This window comes from Nonomuraea mesophila (assembly GCF_004352805.1).
GTDB classification, from domain to species: domain Bacteria; phylum Actinomycetota; class Actinomycetes; order Streptosporangiales; family Streptosporangiaceae; genus Nonomuraea; species Nonomuraea longispora.
On record NZ_SMLD01000182.1, the window covers coordinates 1 to 18,256 of the forward strand.

General features: G+C 71.9%; 14 protein-coding genes. 6 read left to right on the forward strand and 8 right to left on the reverse strand.

Annotated elements, in window-relative coordinates:
* Positions 1-771, reverse strand: a 771-nt coding sequence (locus tag E1295_RS40440) for a thiamine pyrophosphate-dependent dehydrogenase E1 component subunit alpha (RefSeq protein ID WP_132639349.1), incomplete at its 3' end; no start/stop codon positions are given.
* 139 nt (positions 772-910) lie between these two features.
* Positions 911-4,318: a phosphodiester glycosidase family protein gene (locus E1295_RS40445; RefSeq protein WP_246080946.1), complete on the reverse strand. Its 3,408-nt coding sequence runs from the start codon at positions 4,316-4,318 to the stop codon at positions 911-913.
* Between the two features lie 106 nt (positions 4,319-4,424).
* On the opposite strand from E1295_RS40445, the gene E1295_RS40450 reads away from it, so the two are divergent.
* On the forward strand, positions 4,425-5,615 hold the full coding sequence (locus E1295_RS40450) for a cytochrome P450 (RefSeq protein ID WP_425465391.1): 1,191 nt from the start codon (positions 4,425-4,427) through the stop codon (positions 5,613-5,615).
* 85 nt (positions 5,616-5,700) lie between these two features.
* On the opposite strand, the gene E1295_RS40455 is transcribed toward E1295_RS40450, so the two are convergent.
* From E1295_RS40455 to E1295_RS40470, 4 genes are read right to left on the reverse strand one after another with little or no spacing between them, the layout of a single operon-like run.
* Complete coding sequence (locus tag E1295_RS40455) at positions 5,701-8,019, reverse strand: hypothetical protein (protein WP_132639353.1); 2,319 nt, start codon at positions 8,017-8,019, stop codon at positions 5,701-5,703.
* 53 nt (positions 8,020-8,072) lie between these two features.
* The gene (locus E1295_RS40460) at positions 8,073-8,924 is read right to left on the reverse strand and encodes a sugar ABC transporter permease (RefSeq protein WP_246080948.1); all 852 of its coding nucleotides are present in this window, start codon (positions 8,922-8,924) and stop codon (positions 8,073-8,075) included.
* Entirely contained in the window at positions 8,921-9,916 is a 996-nt protein-coding gene (locus E1295_RS40465; protein ID WP_132639355.1) for a carbohydrate ABC transporter permease, read from the reverse strand. The genes E1295_RS40460 and E1295_RS40465 overlap by 4 nt, the downstream gene beginning before the upstream one ends.
* 3 nt (positions 9,917-9,919) lie before the next feature.
* The gene (locus tag E1295_RS40470; RefSeq protein WP_132639357.1) at positions 9,920-11,206 is read right to left on the reverse strand and encodes an extracellular solute-binding protein; all 1,287 of its coding nucleotides are present in this window, start codon (positions 11,204-11,206) and stop codon (positions 9,920-9,922) included.
* Between the two features lie 374 nt (positions 11,207-11,580).
* Here E1295_RS40470 and pulA point away from each other — a divergent pair, with 374 nt between their 5' ends.
* Both pulA and E1295_RS40480 read left to right on the forward strand, forming a co-directional pair.
* The gene (pulA, locus tag E1295_RS40475) at positions 11,581-14,208 is read left to right on the forward strand and encodes a pullulanase-type alpha-1,6-glucosidase (RefSeq protein WP_246080950.1); all 2,628 of its coding nucleotides are present in this window, start codon (positions 11,581-11,583) and stop codon (positions 14,206-14,208) included.
* Between the two features lie 142 nt (positions 14,209-14,350).
* Positions 14,351-15,025, forward strand: a complete 675-nt coding sequence (locus E1295_RS40480; RefSeq protein ID WP_181958119.1) for a hypothetical protein — start codon at positions 14,351-14,353, stop codon at positions 15,023-15,025.
* A 26-nt stretch (positions 15,026-15,051) separates the two neighbouring features.
* Here E1295_RS40480 and E1295_RS40485 read toward each other — a convergent pair whose 3' ends face one another.
* Positions 15,052-15,387 (reverse strand): phosphoheptose isomerase family protein, encoded by a 336-nt coding sequence (locus tag E1295_RS40485; protein ID WP_132639361.1) that lies wholly within the window; start codon positions 15,385-15,387, stop codon positions 15,052-15,054.
* A gap of 3 nt (positions 15,388-15,390) precedes the next feature.
* On the opposite strand from E1295_RS40485, the gene E1295_RS40490 reads away from it, so the two are divergent.
* From E1295_RS40490 to E1295_RS40500, 3 genes are all read left to right on the forward strand, one after another.
* On the forward strand, positions 15,391-16,215 hold the full coding sequence (locus tag E1295_RS40490; protein WP_132639363.1) for a metallophosphoesterase: 825 nt from the start codon (positions 15,391-15,393) through the stop codon (positions 16,213-16,215).
* Between the two features lie 174 nt (positions 16,216-16,389).
* Positions 16,390-17,112, forward strand: a complete 723-nt coding sequence (locus tag E1295_RS40495; RefSeq protein ID WP_132639365.1) for a VIT1/CCC1 transporter family protein — start codon at positions 16,390-16,392, stop codon at positions 17,110-17,112.
* A 50-nt stretch (positions 17,113-17,162) separates the two neighbouring features.
* Positions 17,163-17,699: a GNAT family N-acetyltransferase gene (locus tag E1295_RS40500; RefSeq protein ID WP_132639367.1), complete on the forward strand. Its 537-nt coding sequence runs from the start codon at positions 17,163-17,165 to the stop codon at positions 17,697-17,699.
* A gap of 15 nt (positions 17,700-17,714) precedes the next feature.
* Here the strand turns inward: E1295_RS40500 and E1295_RS49385 are convergent.
* Positions 17,715-18,256 (reverse strand): hypothetical protein (locus E1295_RS49385; RefSeq protein ID WP_425465392.1); only part of this gene is annotated, 542 nt, incomplete at its 5' end.

Consider the following 18,256-nt stretch of genomic DNA (forward strand, 5'->3'; position numbering starts at 1 on the left):
CCGGTAGGCGGCGTACCAGTCGGTGCGGGGGAAGCCGGGCGGGCGCGTGTCGTCGCCCTTGCTGTGGGGGCCGAGGCGGTGGGTGGCGAACTCGACGATCAGCGGCCTTGGGTCGGCGCGGAGGGAGTCGATCAGGGGTGCCAGCCCGGCCCGGATGCGGGACAGGTCGAAGCCGTCCACGTGGTGGTGGGCGATGCCGAACGCCCGCGCCCGGCCCTCGATCGTGCCCGCCATCTGAAGGGCCGTGGGCGTGGACTGCGCGATGCCGTTGTGCTCGACCACGACGAGCAGGGGCAGGCGCCACAGTTGCGCCAGGTTCAGGGCCTCGTACACGGCGCCCTCGCCCCACGTGCCGTCCCCGATGTGGACGCACGCCAGCGCGCCGGGCTCGTACCGCTTCAGCCGCAGTGCCACGCCGGCGGCGACCGGGAGGCTCTGGCCCTGCACCCCGGTCGACAGGTAGCGGCCCCGCCTCAGATGCTGGCTGCCGCCGACGCCCTCGCAGACGGCGCCCTTCCTGCCCATGATCTCGGCGAGCAGCCCTTCGGGGTCGCCGAACCTGGCCAGGTAGTGGCCGTGGCCCCGGTGGTTGCTGAACACCCAGTCGGGTTCGCGCAGCAGCGGGCGCAGGGAGACGGGGACGTACTCCTGGCCGAGGCAGGTGTGGGTGGTGCCGTTGAGCTCGCCCCGCTCGAACAGGTCGAGGAGCTTCAGCTCGAAGGAACGGATCAGGAGCAGCAGCGCCAGGTCGTCGTCAGAGAGTCTGTCCATTGGCTCCTCGAGCACCAGGAAAACCTCCTGAAAGGCTATACAACGCCCGCATCTCGCGTCCAGGACGGAGAGGCCGCTCAGGCCGCGCCGCGCCTCGATCACGCGGCGCGGCCCGAACGTCAGGCGCTGTTCAGGCGGGTCAGGCGGCCGCCTTGGCGCCGCCCTTGGGGGTGGCGCTCACCGACGCCTGCTCGGTGACGCCGTTGACGGTGACGGCGACCGTCACCTTCCCCGGGCGCAGCGCCGTGAGCGTGCCCTTGCCGGGGTCGAGCACGGCGACGTGCCAGGGCCTGGCCGTCCTGCGGCTGCCGACGTGCAGGTTGGGCGAGCCGGACCACGCCACCGAGACGGGGTGGGCGGCGGGCACCGTCGTGTCGTCCTGCTTGACGGCGGCGCTCACCTCAGCGTCCGTGCCGACGGCGACGGTCGCGGGGACGGTCAGCGTGAGCTCGTCCACGTGCGGCCGCACCTGGGTGCCGATCCAGTCGGGCGCGTCGGCGAACCAGTTGCGCCTGACGTGCTCGGCCTCGGCCGGCGTGACCGGGTCGACGCCCCAGAGCGACCAGCCGGTGAACCCGCCGTCCTCGGGTGCGGTGGCGGGGTTCTTGCCGGAGTTGCCGTTGATGAAGTACGGCACCGCGTCCACGCGAGCGGCGTGGAACGTCCCCACGTGCGCCCCGATGTAGGCGGCGCCCTTGCCGGTGGTGCGCTGGAAGTCGGCCAGCCAGCCCTCCACGAGCGCCGCCTCCTTCCTGTCGCCGAGCCGGCTGCCCTTGCCCGGCGTGGGGTCGCGCGGCGGCACGTGGAACAGCACGGTGACCGATCCGATCGAGGAGTCCTCTGCCGCCTTGTCCAGCTCGGACCTCAGCATGGCCACCTGCTCGAAGCCGCCGCCCCTGAGGTTGAGGCGGGAGGTGTCGAGGGTGATGAAGCGGGTGCCCTTGTGGTCGAAGGTCGTGTACGTGTCGCCGAAGGCGGCCTTGAAGTTGTCGATCGCGCCGCCCATGACCTCATGGTTACCGGGGATGTAGTGATATTTCAGCTTCCCGCCTAGTTCCTCGTCGAGGATGCGTCTGGCCAGCGCGAAGTCCTCCGGCGACGCCTCGTCCACCAGGTCACCGTTGATGACCAGGAAGTCCGGCTCGGCCGCCTTGATCTCGCGCAGCGTGCGGCGGGCGTTCCTCACGAGGTCGCTGTCCGGCTCCCTGGCCACGAACTGCGCGTCCGACATGACCGCGAACCGCCACGGCATCTTCGCCACCTCGGCCATGACCACCGGGTCGGCGACCTTGGGCGCGGGCGGCGCGTCGACCGGCGGCGGCACCTTGGCGACCAGGCCGTCGATCATGATCTCGTTGGTGTACTTGACGTCGGCCTTGGTCTCGGCCACGTAGAAGCGCCGCAGTTTCAGCGGGTGGCTGACGCCCGGCGGCACGGCGAACTCGACGTACTTCCAGCCGGTCCACGTCATGTACGGCCCGCGCAGGATCTGGGACTGCCCCTGCGCGTCGTAGAACTCGAGGCTCGGCCACTCCCCCTTGCCGCTGGAGTGGATCCAGAGCCCGAACGCCTGCGCCTGCCCTTCCACCTCGATCGGCTGCGGCGGGCTGGCGTAGGCGGCCCGGGTGGCGGTCGAGGTCGAGAAGTCGTACGACAGCTTCAGCCCGCCGCCGTCGTGCCCGGGCGCGGCCTCGAGCGAGCCGGTGGCGCGGGCGGCGGCGAACGTCCACGAGCCCGCGTCCTCGAAGTCGGCGAGTGGTTTCTCGTCGAAGCCCACGGTGACGGGCACGGCGGTGGTGAGCTTGCCGACCTTGGCGGTGATCAGCCCCGCTCCCGAGTCCTTCTTGGCCTTGACGCTGAAGGACCCGTGCTCGGCGGCGCTCACCTCGAAGAGGCTCTTGTCGTAGTCGAGCTTGAGGTCGGCGGGCTCGATGGGCGCGGAGTTGCCGTTGCGGTCGTAGCCGACCACGCCGAACGTGGTCGCGCCGTCCGCTCCGGCGATGCTGAGCCGGTCGGCGGTGGCGCCGAGCCGCTGGAGGGGCTGCAGGACGGTCAGCTCGATGCTGCCCTTGGCCTTGCCGCGGGAGGCGGTGACGGTGGTCTGACCGGGCACGAGGGCGTGGAACCTGCCGTCGCGGACGATGCCGTGCACGGCGGGCTTGGCGCGCCAGGAGGGCTCGCCCTTGGCGGGGCCGTACGTCTCGTCGTACCCGGCGGCGGTCAGGCGCCTGGTGAGTCCGGGGAAGACCCGGTCGGGGCGGCCCCCGGCGACGGGCGCGACGCCGGGCGTCCTCGCGGGGTCGCTCGCGGTCTCCAGCCAGAAGCCCTTCAGCTTGCCGCTGCCCTCGGGCGCGTAGAGGGCGAGGCCGTTGGGGACGTGCCGCTCGCCGCCGTCGGACGGGCTGTTCTCCACCTGCACGTCGGCCGAGCCCGGCTCGCGGGCGAGCATGGTGGAGGAGCCGCCGCCGTCGAGGTTGAGCGCGTTGGCCGCGCCCAGCTCGACCATCATGGCCGCGAGTTCGTTGAGCGTGACGCCGCGGCTGTCGGCCTGGCGGCCGTCCACGGTCAGCAGGTACATCTTCCTGCCGTCGGCCGAGAACCCGACGGCGGTGCGCGGGTGGGCGCTGGTGTCGGTGGAGTTCTGTACGGCGCCGTCCTTGACCAGCACCCAGTTGCCGCCGACGGCCGCCTTGACCGTGCTGCCGTCGGACGCCTTGGGCTGGTACTTCACGTCGACCCGATCGCCCTGCTTCAGCGCGGACAGCGCCTCGGCCCCGGCGTCGCGGCCCAGCAGGATCGAGGTGCCCGCCGGGATCGGGCCGGTGCCCGCGGAGGTGCGTACCTCGGTGACGACGCCGTCCTTCATGACGACCTCGGCGACGGACGTGGCGCCCTCGACGGCGCGGGCGCGGTCGTAGGAGCCCCACAGCGGCGTGAAGAGGCCCACGCCGCCGTCCTGCACGATCTGGTTGAACTGGGTGAGCGTGATCGGCGAGCCGCCGTCGGGCGTGGCGGTGCCCTCGAAGTACATCTTGAGCACGCGTCCGACGCCCTCGCCGGTGATCGCGACCGCGTTCTCGTGCCCGGCGACGGGCGACTGGACGAGCGTGCCATCCTGGACGCCGATGCCCTGGGCGGCTCCGGAGTTGTTGATGTCGAAGAAGTCGCCGTTGACGGCCGCGACGGCGTGCGAACGCCTGGCGGGGCCGGACAGCGGCTCGGTCTTGGACACCTCGCCGGAGAACACGTAGTCCGCCCTGGCTCCGCCGAGGTCCGCGGTGATCGCGTCGGCACGCAGCCAGCCGAGCGGGTCGTAGGTGTCGAACGAGGTCAGCGAGATGCCCGGCGCGACCGGCCGGGTCCTCTTGGCCGTCTCCAGCCGCTGCCGCCCTTCGGCGGCCTTGGTGATCAGCGTGGACGGCGGCGGGTAGGACGACGCCTGGGGAGCGTCCTCCGCGGGGGGTGCGGGATCGGCCTGCGCGGGCACGCTCAGGGCCACGGGGGCTAACACGAGCGCGGCGGCGGCCAGCAATCTGAGGGTCTGCACGACCGAACTCAATCGTTCATGGTTATAACTTTCAAGGCTTACACATGAACTAAAAGAAAATTTCAGATCTTGTACGCCTCCCGCGCCGCCCACCACGATGGAACGTGTGGATCGAGAGGCCTTCTACCGTGACCCGTATCCCGTCTACGCCCGCGCCCGCGCCACCCAGGGGCTGACCTTCTCCGGCGAGCTGGACGCCTGGCTCGTGACCAGGCACGCGGACGTGCGCGAGGTGCTCAGCCGGCCGTCCGACTTCTCCTCCCGAGGCGCCTTCCGCGGCGACGTGACCCCGAGCCGGCAGGCGATCGCCGAGCTGGCCGCCGCGCCCGGCAACGCCCCCGTGGTGCTCAGCTCGGACGGCGAGGCCCACCAGCGTTACCGCAAGCCGCTCACCCGCGGCCTGTCGGCCGCCAAGGTGGCCGCCGCACGGCCGTTCATCGAGGCCACCGCGGCCGAGCTGGTCAGGTCGTTCACGGCGGAGGGCCGGGTGGAGTGGATGGGCGGCTACGCCAGGCCGCTGCCCGCCACGGTCATCGGACACCTGCTCGGCCTCGACCCCGCCGACGTGCCCGCCGCCATCCGGGCGGGCAACCGCGCCGAGGACCTGATCTTCACCACCATGCCGGAGGACGAGCAGATCGCCGCCGCCCGCGAGGTCGCCGCGCTGCGGCACCGGCTCGTCGCGCACGCCGCCCGTACGCGCGACCAGGAGAACCTGACCGGAGAGCTGGTCCGCGGCCTGGCCCCCGGCCCCGGCGAGCCGGCCGGCCGGCAGCGCGACGAGATCGTCTCCAACACCCAGAACCTCATGCTGGCCGGCCACCTGACCACCACCGCGCTGCTCGGCACCGCCGTGCACCACCTCCTGCGCGACCGCCGCCAGTGGGAGCTGCTGTGCGCCAGGCCCGAGCTGATCCCGGCGGCGATCGAGGAGGCGGCCAGGTTCGAGGCGCCGGTGCAGGGATTCCGCCGCCGGGTCACCAGGCCGCTCACGCTGAGCGGCACGGACCTGGACGAAGGCGACACGGTGTTCGTGTCGTTCGCCTCGGCGGGGCGCGACGAGAACGTGTTCGCCGAGCCGGACGTCTTCGACATCGCGCGGGAGCCGGCGCGTCACCTGTCGTTCGGGCACGGCGTGCACGGCTGCCCCGGCGCGCTGCTGGCCCGCGAGCAACTGCGGGTCACGCTGGAGCTGCTCGTCCGTGAGCTGCCCGGGATCCGCCTCGCCCGCGGCGAGGTCACCATGGCCGCCACCCTGATCCACCGCGCCCCCGAGGAACTCGTCCTGACCTGGTGAGCCCCGTCCCCCGCCGTGTCACCGCCGTGTCACCGCCGTGGTTCTCGTGTCCCCCATGTCCCCGCCGTGTTTGCCGGTGGGGCCGTTACCGGGCCGTACGCTCGGGCGGCAGGGTCGGGGTGATCAGCCTGGCCAGCTCGTCGTGGTAAAGCGGGTCGAGCCAGTAACCCGAGTGCCAGCGCGTCTCCGGCAGCGGCTCGCCGGGCGCGGGCCGGGGCGGGTCCCAGCAGAACCGGTCGACCGTGTTGCCGCGACCGGGTTCGACGGTCAGCGGGTCGACGCGGCCGAACGCGGGGCCGCCGATGGGGTCGCTCAGCCGGTACAGGTTGCGCCAGGCGACCGCCTCACGCAGGGCCGGCAGGCCGTCGCCGCCGAAGTAGGCGGGGAAGAAGGGGGCGTACAGGCGGCGCAGCGGCGAGCCGTGGGTGAGCAGCCTGACCCGGCCGCGCATGACGGGATCGAGCTGCAGGACCAGCGCGGCCGCGATGACGCTGCCCTGGCTGTGCCCCGACAGGACCACGGTGTCCCGGCCGGTCGCGGCCAGCCTGCCGACCCGGGCCATCAGCTCGGGCATGACCCGCTCGGTGTAGCAGGGCGGTGCCAGCGGGTGGATGGCCCTGGGCCAGAAGGTGGACACGTCCCAGACGATCCCGACCGTCCTGCGCAGCCGTGAGCTGCCGTACGTGCGGCGGCCGAGCACCGCGAGGCCGACGACGGTCGCCGCCGTGGCCCAGCTCCCGATCGAGGCGAGCAGCCCCGCGAACCCCGCCGTCGGTGTGTACAGCCGTAGCTGGCTGATCATGGTCACCACGGCGAAGCCGGCCACCCCGATGCCGGTGAGCACGCCCAGCACCAGCCCGGCCCGGTCGGTGAGCGCGGCCAGCGCCCACTTCCGCGCGACCTCAGGACCGCCGCGCTCCCCGTAGTGTTCCGTCAGCCCGGGCGCCAGCCTGCGCGCCTCGGCGCGGCGGATCAGCCAGAGGGCCATCGCCACCCCGCCGAACGCCACCGCCAGCAGCGGCACCAGGGCGGCCGTCCACCAGACCGGATCGTCGATGATGAGTTTCCTCCCGAGCGGCCCCGGCTCGTCCGGGGTGCCGGGCACGCCGAAGAAGGTGGCGGTCCAGAACGGCACGCCGAGTGCCAGCACGTTCGCGGAGCCCGCGGCCACCATCAACATGAACCACGCGGCGAGCCCGCCCATCGCCGGCCGGTCGAGCGGGCCGCCGCACGCGTCGCCGCACGGGCCGCCGCACGCGCCGCCGCACGCGCCGTCCATGCGGGCCAGCACCCAGGTGGCGGCCAGGATGAACGCCCCGAGCCCCAGCATGAGCGCGAACTGGACCTGACCCGCGCCCACGCCGGGCAGCATGAGTCCCTCCGCGCTCTGCGGCAGCCCGCCCATCGCCGCCCAGAACGTGGCCACGAAGACCAGCGGCGCGGCCACCCGCAGCGTGTGGCACGCGACCGTGAGCCAGGCGGGCTCGCGCGCGCCGGAGCGCGGGTCCAGCCGCCGGGCGGTCCACGGCAGCACCACCAGCACGGCGGCGGCGAGCTCGACGCCCGCGTTCGCCCAGGTGAGCGACAACCCCAGCGGTGTGCCCGCGAACGGGGCGGCCACGGCCAGCCCGATCGAGGCGATCGCGAAGCCGACGTGCACGACCCGCAGCCGCCACACCGGAGCGCCGCCGTGCCACAACCGCGCCCGTTCCAGCAGCAACCGCTCACGCGCGGGCTCGCGCGCCGGTTCCCCCGCGGGCTCTCGTGTGGGTTCTCGCGCGGGGACGACCTTGCGCTCGTCGCGGCGCCACGTACGGCGGGCGATCCACCACAGCAGGACGACCACCATGAGCGGCGCCAGGGAGGTGACGGCCAGGCGCTTGGACGGCTCGTACGCCCACATCTCGCCCATCCACCGCAACCACTCGGGCGCGAACTCATCGGTGCAGGCCCGCCCCGCGGCCGTGCACTGCCAGCCGACGAGGTCCACGCACGACCGGGTCACGGCGCCGACGAGGGTCCCGGTGAGCAGCAGGGCGAACAGCCGCTGCGCCGCCTCCGTCACGTGCCGCAGCCGGTCGCCGCCCCGCGGCCTGGGCAGCATGAAGTAGGACAGGTTCGCCAGCGAGAACGGCAGCAGGAGCAGCCACAGCGCGATCGTGCGCCCGCCGGAGGTGAGGCCGCCCCACGCGTACGCCTCCCGCCGGCGCACGCCCGGCACGTCGGCGCGGTCGTTCACCGGCCGGCCCGCCGTCCACCAGCGCCGGTAGAAACCCGTCGTGCCGTCGCCCGCGACCAGCCGGGGATGGGGGTGGTTGAGCATGCCCGCCGGCGGCGTGCCGGAGACGCCGTGGACGCGCAGCTCCGTCACCCCGCCGCAGGTCTCGTCCAGGAAACCGTCCATGTGGACAAGGATCCTGCGGCGATGACGTCACGTACAGTTATTGATCGAATACTTTACGCTTTGGTCGCGCCGGCGGTCAGCCCGGTGATCAGGTGGCGCTGCACCAGGAGGAAGACCGCGCCCGCGGGGATGGCGATGAGCACGGCGGAGGCGGTCATCAGCCCCCAGTCCGACCAGTGCTGGCCGACGAACTGCTGCAGGCCCACCCCGAGCGTGCGCTTGTCCTCCTGCGACATGAAGACCGTGGCGTAGCCGACCTCGCCCCAGGCGGTCATGAAGCAGTAGAAAGCGGTCACCGCGATGCCCGGCCGGGCCAGCGGCAGCACGACCCGCCAGAACGTGCCGAACGGCGTCAGCCCGTCCACCATCGCCGCCTGGTCGATCTCCACCGGCACGGTGTCGAAGTAGCTCTTCATCATCCAGGCGCAGAACGGCACCGCGATCGTCATGTAGGCGATCACCAGGCCCGGGATCTGGTTGAGCAGGCCGAGCCCGGCCATCAGGTTGTAGAGGGGGACGATGAGGATGGCCACGGGGAACATCTGGGTGATCAGCAGCAGCCACATGACCGAGCGGTGGCCGGGGAAGCGGAAGCGGCTGACGGCGTAGCCGGTGGTCGCGGCGAGGAACACGCCGAGCACCATGGTCAGCCCCGCCGTGAGCACGCTGTTGAGCAGCCACTGCGGGAACTGGGTGGAGGTCAGTACGCGGGCGTAGTTGTCGAGCGAGGAGTCGTTGAACAGCTGAAGCTCGGCCGACAGCCAGCTGTCGCGCGGTTTGAGCGAGGTGAGCACCAGCCACACGACGGGGAACAGCGAGATCGCCACGGCGATGAGCAGGCCGGCGTGCAGGCCGATGGAGGCGAGGGGTCCCCGCTCTCCGCGGGGCCGGGTCGCGGGGGTCACCAGGGGTCTCCTTGACTGCGCAGGGTGCGACGGTAGCCGACGGCCAGCACGACCAGCATGGCGAGGATGATCACGCCCCACGCGGCCGAGCCGGAGTAGTTGCGGATGCCGGTGAAGGCCTCGCGGAAGGCGTAGGTGACGAGGATCTCGGTCTCGCTCCCCGGGCCGCCCCTGGTGACCAGGAAGATGATCGGGAACATGTTGAACGTCCAGATCGTGCCGAGCAGGACCACGGTCGTGGAGACCTGCCGCAGCCCGGGCAGGGTGATCGCCTTGAAGCGCTGCCACGGGGAGGCGCCGTCGACCTCGGCCGCTTCGTACAGCTCGGCCGGGATCGACTGCAGGCCGCCGAGCATGGCGACCATCATGAACGGCACCCCGATCCACACGTTGACCGCGATCACCGCGATCTTCGCGGTGACCGGGTCGTCCAGCCATCCCACGCCGGACAGCCCGGCCATCTTGAGGAAGCCGTTGATCACGCCGTAGTCGCTGTTGTAGAGGTAGCGCCAGATGAAGGCGGCCACGAACGCCGGCACGGCCCACGGCAGGATCAGCAGCACCCGGTAGAGCGAGCGCAGGCGCAGCTTGCGGTTGAGCATGACGGCCAGGCCGAGCCCGATGCCGTAGTGGAGGCCGACGCACACCACCGTCCACGTCACGGTCCAGAGCACCTTGTCCCAGAACAGGCCGCTGGTCAGGATCTGCAGGTAGTTGTCCAGGCCGACGAACTCGTACGTGGACGGGATGACGTTGACCCCGATGGTGCGGCCCATGTTGGCCTCGGTCGCGTCGGTCAGCGACAGGTAGACGCCTCTGGCCAGCGGCCAGCCGATCAGCACCAGCATCACGACCACCACGGGCGCGATCATCGCCCAGGCGTACCAGTGGGCCGACAGGGCGCGTCTCAGCCTCCCGGGGCTGTCATGGCGGCGGCTCCGGCCGCGGGCGGACCCGCCCGCGGCCGGAGCCTGCCCGGTCGAGACTGCCACCGGTCAGCTCCAGTCCTTCATGATCCCGTGATACTGCTCGTCGACCTTCTTGAGCATGTCGGCGGGTGTGGCCTGGCCGCCCACGAGCGACTGGTAGCCCTCCAGCAGCGGCTGGAACAGCTGCCCGCCCTCGGGGATCCACGGGCGCGGCACGGCGGTGTCCATGATCGGCTTGAACACGGCGACGTCGGGGTTGTCCTGCACGGCGGGGTCGGCGTAGGCGGAGGTGCGGGTGGGCAGCAGGCTGATCTCCTTGGCGATCTTCGCCTGGGCCTTGACCGTGGTCATGAACCGCACGAACTCGTACGCTGCCGGGATGTTCTTCGACCCGGCGTAGATCGCCAGGTTCCAGCCGCCCGTCGGGGCCCCCGCCTTGACCGAGCCGGCCGGGACGGGCGCGATGCCGAGGTTGGACCTGTCCTTGAACTCCTTGCCCTGGTAGATCTCCGACAGCGCCCACGGCCCGTTGTAGATCATGGCCGCCTTGCCCTCCTTGAGGGCCGTCATGGCGTTGGCGTAGCTGTCGGTCGTGGCGGGCTTGGGCGCGGCGCCGGAGTTGATCAGGTCGGCCACCGTCTCGATCGCCTTCACGTTGGCCGGCGAGTTGACCACGATCTTCTTGCTCTGCACGTCGAGCAGGTCGCCGCCCTCGCCGTACATGAAGGGCAGCAGGAAGTAGGAGTCGACGTTGAGCGCCAGGCCGTCGGCGTCGGTCTTGCTCTTGACGTCGAGGGCGGTCTGCTTGAGCTCGGCGACCGTCTTGGGCGGCTCCTCGTGGCCGGCCTCCTTGAGCAGCCGCTTGTTGTAGATCAACGCCAGCGTGTCGGTGACCTGCGGCACCGCGTAGGTCTTGCCGTTGTACTCGGTGCTGCTCAACGGCCCGGACAGGAAGTCGGGCTCGTCCTCCACCGCCCGGGTGCCGTCCAGGGGCTGCAGATAGCCCAGCGAGGCGAACTGCGGTGTCCACGCCACCTCGGAGCGGATCACGTCGGGCGCGCCGGTGCCGGCCTGCGCCGCCGTCTGGAACTGATTCTGCGCCTGGTCGGACGGCACGTTCACATATTTGACCTTGATGCCGGGGTACTGCGCCTCGAACTCCTTGATCAACGCCTGGAAGGTCGGGCCCTCGCTGTCGGGCCTGGTCGTGTCCCACCAGGTCAGCTCACCGGTGATCTTCGTCGGGTCGGTGACGGAGGCGGTGGGAGCGGCGGCCTCGCCGCCTCCGCCGCCGCAGGCGGTGGCCGTCAGGGTGAGCGCCGCCACGGCCGCGGCCGCTAAGAGTCGTCGCATGTCCTTGTCCTCACAGCTGGATCAAAGGTCGGAGTACGCCGGACGTTACGCCGAGGCGGCGCTCCGGGATAGATGAGAACGCAAGATTTCCGCAAGTTGTTACATTGATCCGCAGGCCCACCTCGCCGTCGGCGCGACGCCGCCCACGCCGGAGTTTTCGCAGGTGAGAGTCAGCCGTTTCACATGATGGACGACCAAGGGGCGCACGCCGGCGGCCGTGCGGGCCGGCGAGCGCCTGGGTGCGTTGCTGAAATTTCCAGAAACCCTTGCAAGCGAGCACCGCCTGCCGCCATCGCCCGGCGCGCTCTCCAGAGCCGGACAAAATGGTAATCTTGCCGTCACACAGAGTGAACGCCGGAGGTGGAGGTTTCCACGTGATCCGCAGCCGACCGGCCGGCACCGGCGCCGAGGGCACCGAGCCACCGCGCGCCGACGTCGACCTGACCAAGGCGAGGGCGTGCTGGACCGACCGCGACACCGTGGCCTGGCAGGTCGAGCCGTCGCTGCGGCACACACTCGCCTTCAGCGCCGGCGGCGGCATCGCCCTGCGCGGGGGCGAGCTGACCGGCGACCCGCGGCTCATCCGGCTCGCTCCCGGCGCGATGAGCGAGGAGCAGCGACGCCGGTGGCCCCACCTGGCCTCCTTCACCGCGCTCACGGTGGACCCGCGTGACGCCGGTCTGGTGCGGGACGCGCTGCGCGGTCAGGTCGTGGCCGTGGAACGCGACGCCGGCGGCACGCTCCTGGCCGCGACCGGCGTGCAGCTGCCCGGCGTGCTCGACGACGTCTACGCCGAGGCCGCCACCGCCCGGCTCGGCCCGGCGGGACGGCTGGTCCCGAGGCTGGCGGTGTGGGCGCCGACCGCGCGCACGGTCGAGCTGGCGCTCTACGCGCCCGGGAGCGACCGTCGCCGCACGCACCGCATGCGGCGCGACGACAGGACCGGCGTCTGGTCGGTGCGCGGGTGGCCGACGTGGTGGGGCAGCGAGTACACGTTCCTCGTCACGGTCTACTCCCCCAGGCACGGCGGGATCGTGACGAACGAGGTGACCGACCCCTACAGCCTGGCCGTCGTCCCCGGCGGGGCGCGCAGCAGGCTCGTCGACCTCGACGCCGCCGCGCTCAAACCGCGCGGCTGGGACCGGCTGGCCAAGCCCGCGGCCGTGCCGCAACACCGGGCGTCGATCTACGAACTGCACGTACGCGACTTCTCCGCCTCCGACGCCACCGTCCCCGCCGCGCTGCGGGGCACGTACGCGGCCTTCTGCGGCGACGGCGCGGGGATGCGGGAGCTGCGGGCGCTGGCCGCCGACGGGCTGACGCACGTGCACCTGCTGCCGGTGTTCGACTTCGCCACCGTGCCCGAGCGGGCCGCCGACCGGACCGAACCCGCCTGCGACCTGGCCGCGTTCCCGCCGGCGTCCGAACGGCAGCAGGAGTGCGTGGCGGAGACCGCCGCGACCGACTCCTACAACTGGGGATACGACCCGCTGCACTACACGGTGCCCGAGGGCTCGTACGCGACCGACCCCGACGAGCGCACCAAGGAGTTCCGCGGCATGGTCGCCGGGCTCAACCGGGCCGGGCTGCGCGTCGTGATGGATGTGGTCTACAACCACACCTTCTCCACCGAGGTGCTCGACCCGGTCGTGCCCGGTTACTACCACCGGCTGCTCGACGACGGCACGGTGGCCACCTCCACGTGCTGCGCCGGCACCGCCCCCGAGCACACCATGATGGGCAGGCTGATCGTCGACTCCGTCGTCACGTGGGCGACCCGGTACAAGGTCGACGGTTTCCGCTTCGACCTGATGGGCCACCACCCGAAGGCCGGCATGCTCGCCGTACGCGCGGCCCTCGATGCGCTGACGTCGCGCGAGGACGGCGTCGACGGCAAGTCGATCATCCTGTACGGCGAGGGCTGGAACTTCGGCGAGGTGGCCTTCGACGCCAGGTTCGAGCAGGCCACGCAGGCCAACCTGGCCGGCACCGGCATCGGCACGTTCACCGACCGGCTGCGCGACGCCGTGCGCGGCGGTGGCCCGTTCGACGCCGACCCGCGCGTGCAGGGGTTCGGCTCCGGCCTCGCGGGCGCGCCCAACGGCGCGCCCGTCAACGGCGGCGAGGCGGAGCAGCGGGCCAGGCTGGCGGCCTGCACGGAGCTGGTCCAGGTGGGGCTGACGGGCAGCCTGCGCGACTACGTCCTGCCGTCGGGCAGGAAGGGCTGCGAGGTCGGCTACAACGGCTCGCCCGCCGGCTACACCGCCGCGCCGGGTGAGGCGGTGGCCTACGTCGACGCGCACGACAACGAGACGTTGTTCGACGCGCTGGCGTACAAGCTGCCGCAGCGGACGCCGATGGCCGACCGGGTGCGCATGCAGTTGCTCTCGCTGGCCACCGTGCTGCTGGCGCAGGGGACGGCGTTCGTGCACGCGGGCAGCGAGCGGCTGCGGTCGAAGTCGCTGGACCGCAACTCCTACGACTCGGGCGACTGGTTCAACCGGCTGTTGTGGGACTGTTCGCAGGGCAACGGCTTCGGCGGCGGCCTGCCGCCCAGGGCCGGCAACGAGGCCGCGTGGCCGTACGCGAGACGCCTGCTCGAAGACCCGGGGCTGCGCCCTGACTGCGCGGCCGTCAACGCGTGCCGGGCCGGGTTCGGCGAGCTGCTGCGGATCAGGGCGTCGTCACCGGCGTTCGCCCTGGGCGCCGCGGCCGAGGTGCGGCGGCGGCTGTCGTTCCCCGGCTCGGCGGAGGGCGTGATCACCATGCACATCGACACGACCGGCCTCGATCCGCGCTGGACGTCCGTCACCGTCGTGTTCAACGCGACGCCGTACGCGCACACGCAGGCGATGCCCGGCCTGGCGGGACGGGCCGGGTCGCTCCACCCCGTGCAGCGGCGCTCCGCGGACCCGGTGGTGCGGGGCTCGGCGTTCGACCCGGCCACCGGCGCCCTGTCGGTCCCGGAGCGCACGGTCGCGGTCTTCGTCACGGCCGGGTGAACGGAACCGATAGACGACAGGCGTGCTGGGTAGGGACATAGCAGGTCAAAAACCCATGGCTTTCAGTCGCAGGACAACGCAGACTGGATAGACGGCGATCGCGTGGAGCAGTGGAGCACCCGTGGAATATCACTTTGATCACATGCCGGTCCTGTCCCGCGGCAGACATCGCAACCCGAAACGCGGTGCCTGCTTCATGGAGCTGGCCTCCTACCTGGCCGGGGAGCGGTGGAGCGACCATCCGGCCTGCACCCATCCGTTGCTGGCCACACTTGCGCGCCTGGTCAACGACAACACCGGCGACAAGAGCCGGGCCGAACTCGTCCACCTCGTCCCGTCCATCATCGGCCTGGCCAGCGACGACCTGCGCGTCGACGCCCGGATCGCGCTGCGCTGCGCGACCACGGCGCTGCCGGTGGCGGCGGCCGAGCGCCAGCTCGCGCTGGCGGTGTCGGTGCTGGCGGCCGAGGAGATGCTGGCCAGGCTCGACGGCGCCCCGTCGGGGCGGCTCAGCGAGTCGAGCGTGCGGGTGATGGAGGAGGTGCCCCACGCCGCCGCGCAGGCGCGCCGCTTCAGCCGCGCGGCCAGGATCACCCAGAAGGGCTTCCGCCGGTACGCCGCACCCAACGCGGTGCAGCTGTCGGTGGTCGGCATCGTGCAGGCCTGCATCCCCGACCCGGACGCGCTGCTGCGCCGGCTCCTGGAGGATGCCATCGCCGACTGCGCCACCATGATCCATGGCCGGCAGCCGGACACCTCCGGCACCTCCGGCTCCTCCGACTCGTCCGGCACCGTCACCACCCCGGCCCACGCCTGAACGGGCGCCGCGCCGCGCACCGCCGGCTACGGCTCGAGCGGGCGCACGCGTTCGCGATAGCGCTCGTACAGCGCGGCGTTGTGGGCGTCGCCGCTCGCCAGGTTCGCCGAGACGAACACCGGGACGTCGGCTCCTCGTTCGAGCAGCTTCCGGCAGACGAGCTCGCCGAGCACCTGCGCGATGAGCACCCCCGTGAAGGAGGAGACCGCGCCGACGCGTGGCCCTGGGCCGAGCTCGACGGTGGCGTCGCCGGGCGGGGCACAGTTGTCGATCACGACGTCCGCGAGATCGGCCAGGCGTGGTCCCCTTTCCTTGCGCGCGGACGACGAGCGGGTGTGTTCGAGCGACGTGAGCGCGATCACGCGATGGCCGTTGCCGCGGGCGAGGCCGATGCCGGTTCGCTCTGGGACCGGACGTACGGCACCACGGTCCTGTCCGGGACGCGCGTCCTGCGCTACCCGCTCACCGAGGACGAGGGCCTGCGCCGCAACCTCGCGGTCGTGCGCGGCAGATCGCCCGACGCGGTGCTCTTCACCGGAGACCTCGTCCAGGGCGGCGGCCACCAGCCCGGCTGGGACGAGTTCTTCCGCCACACCGCCGGCGCCTCCGGCGACCTGCTGACCGGCGTGCCCATCATCCCCGCGTTCGGGAACTGGGAGAGCTTCGGGGCGATCAACGGCGGGTACGGCACGCCGGAGGACCGCACTCCGGTCGTACGCTCGCGCGCCAAGTTCCACGCCTACTTCGACGGGCCGCCCAACGGGACGCCGGAGCACCGCGACAACTACCACCGCATCGACTACGGGCCGGTCACCGTGCTGACGCTCGACAGCAACAACGGCGAACCGGATGACAGCGCGGCGAGCTACCCGCCCGAGGAGAAGCTGACCGGCCGCGAGTACACCGGACCGGGCACCGACACCCAGGAGAACGTCACGCGCTCGGAGTACGAGGCGGCCGGGGGCCGTGACCTGTCGGACTACAGCCCGGGCGGCCGGCAAGGGACGTGGGTGGAGCAGCAGCTCCGCGATGCCAGAGCAGCGGGTGACCGGAAGGCGCGGATCACCCTGACACCCGTCCATGTCTTCCCGGTCATGGACGACGCGCTGACGGTGCTCCGTACCGAGCGGCGTACCTACTCCGACCGCGTGGTGATCGACGTCGACGCCGACGGGAGGCCCGCGCGCTAACCGCCACCCCGGCCGCGCGGCCGTCGCGCGGCCGTCGCGCGGCCGCCGCTGGACCGCGCCCGCCGCGCTGTTCCGGTGGCGGAATGCCTGGTCAGGGAAGGCTTTCCTTCGTTGCGGATCTTGGCGACATATGCCTACATTTCCGGATAAGGCATACGAAAGCGGAGGAAATGCATGACCGTCGAGCTCGCCCGGCCGTACTCGCCCGAGCAGCATCACAGCCACCGGGACGTCACCGGCGGCTGGCTGCGTCCGGCCGTGTTCGGAGCGATGGACGGGCTCGTGTCCAATTTCGCGTTGATCGCCGGCGTCGTGGGCGCAGCGGGCGCCGGGCGCGGCGCGGTGCTGGCGGGGTTCGCCGGTCTCGTCGCCGGCGCGTGTTCCATGGCGGCCGGCGAGTACACGTCCGTGAAGTCCCAGACCGAGCTGATGCGGGCGGAGATCGCCGTCGAGCGGCGGGAGCTGCTCAGGAATCCCGAGGGCGAGCTGGCCGAGCTGGCGGCGCTCTACCAGGCGCGCGGGCTTGACCCCGCGCTGGCGCACCGGGTGGCTCAGGGGCTCTCCGCCGATCCCGAGCAGGCGCTGCGGGTGCACGTCCGCGAGGAGCTGGGCGTGGATCCCGACGACCTGCCTTCGCCGTACGTGGCCGCCGGGTCCTCGTTCTGCGCGTTCGCCGCCGGGGCGCTGGTGCCGCTGGCGCCCTTCCTCTTCGGAGCGTCGGGGCTGGCGGTGGCCGTGGTGCTCAGCGTGCTGGCGTTGTTCGGGTTCGGGGCGGCGGTGGCGCGGATGACGGCGCGGCCGTGGTGGCTGGGCGGGCTGCGCCAGCTGGCGCTGGGCGTGGGGGCGGCGTCCGTCACCTTCGGGCTGGGCCACCTGCTCGGCGTCGCCGTCTCCTGATGGCGGGTGACCGCGCGGATAGCTTTTAGGTACGTTTCCGGAATATGAGCATGAGCAGCCCACGCGAGCACACCTTCCGTCCAGCCCGCCGTTCCGACGTCCCCGCGCTGGTCGACCTGGTGCAGTCGGCGTACCGGGGAGAGACGAGCCGCAACGGGTGGACCGGCGAGGCGGACCTCCTCCAGGGGCAGCGCGTGGACGCGGCGATGGTGACCGAGATGATCGACGACCCGTCCACGGTCGTGATCGTCGCCGAGGCCGGCGGCGTCATGGTGGGGTGTTGCCAGCTCGAACGCCATGGCGGCCACGCCACCTTCGGGATGTTCGCCGTCGCGCCCGACCTGCAGAGGGCGGGCACGGGGCGGGCGCTGCTCGCCGAGGCCGAGCGGCTCGCGCTCGACGAGTGGGAGGCCGGCGAGCTGCGGATGACGGTGATCGTCCAGCGTGAGGACCTCATCGCCTGGTACGTGCGCCGCGGCTACGTCCGCACCGGTGAGCTCTCACCCTTCCCGTACGGCGACGAGCGGTTCGGCGTGCCCATGCGCGACGACCTGGCGTTCGAGACCCTGGCGAAGAAGCTCGGCTGACGGCGCGTCCGGCGTTCAGCACATGGTCCACGAGGTGGACTGGCTCTTCCGCACCGGCGACGTGAGCTGGAAGACGACCGTGTGCCTGGTCCCGAGGTCGGGGCTGATCTGCTTCTTCGAACCGAAATAGTCGGACCTGGCGTGCGACGGGATGCGCCTGGAGCCGCTCTCGATCACCTGGCCGTCGACCACCCACCGGTAGGAGAACGGCGCCCCCATCTCGGACGCGTCCAGCCCGACGCCGAACCCCAGCGAGCCCGTGTAACAGGTGACGCCCTCGCTGTTGATCTTCGACGAGCCGGCGACCCGGACGTAGGCGAGGGTGAACGACGCGGCCTTCGTGCGCTGCTTGGTCGCGGTGGGCGACGGCCGCCTGGTCGCCGGCTTCTTGGTCGCCGGTTTCCGGGTCGCCGGCCTGCTCGTCGGCGTCGGCGTGCTCGTGGGCGTTCGCCGCGCGGCGGTGCGCTCCCGCGACGGCTGCGTGGCGGGGCGCGAGCGCGTGGTCTCGGGGAGAGCGGCCGATGGAGTACGCGCCTTCTTCCTGGGCGGGGCGGTCC